Annotated in this window: 1 protein-coding gene; it reads right to left on the bottom strand. The window is 53.1% G+C overall.

Annotated elements, in window-relative coordinates:
• Nucleotides 1-134 precede the first annotated feature (134 nt).
• Nucleotides 135-671, bottom strand: a 537-nt coding sequence (locus NW844_RS13075) for a zinc ribbon domain-containing protein (RefSeq protein ID WP_414336268.1), incomplete at its 5' end; no start/stop codon positions are given.

Below are 671 nucleotides of genomic sequence, written 5' to 3'. Positions count from 1 at the left end.
CTGCGCCAAAGCTGAAGGAGGCAATCTCCTGGCCCATCGAGACAACTCCGCGGCTTCCCTGGATGAGAACATCGTAACTACTCTTGTCAGCCCCGACTTGAGCACGAAAAGGAAAGAACTTCGTGATAGATGAACTACCCCACCGCGCAGGCGGGTGGGGTTTCCCCATCCGCTTTACGGCGAGATTTTTGTCTCTTCCTCTGCCCCAGTTGCTTCATGGATCCCGTGTACCGGGTCTGTGAAGTAGAGCTGAAGCATCCAAGACTCACGAGGCGGGTTCCCAACCCCGGTTGCTGATTAGTGGCAACGTTGTACAGTATCATCACCGTCCCCCTGTCCCTCTCTATCGCAAAACCACAAGCAGGGCAGACATGGTAGCGATTACTCAGGTCTGCCCACTCCTTGTGAATCGCATCACACTTTGGACAGCGCTGAGACGGCTTAAGGGTTTGCGTGGGAAGAAACAAGACCAGACCACCTTTCTGCTCAATTTTGTAGGTCAGCAGCCGGTTGAGGGTTGCAAAACCTACCGACAAAATAGACTTGTTTAGTCCGGCCTTGCGCTTCTTCCCTTTACCCTTTGCTTTACGGGTCATGCCCTTGACGTTGAGCTTTTCAGTTACCCCGATGTCATAACGACGGGCAATCTCTGAGGTAACCTTGTGTTGCCA

It is taken from the genome of Synechococcus sp. H55.2 (assembly GCF_047462495.1).
Classification (GTDB): domain Bacteria; phylum Cyanobacteriota; class Cyanobacteriia; order Thermostichales; family Thermostichaceae; genus Thermostichus.
This window is presented reverse-complemented; position numbering and strand designations above follow the sequence as displayed.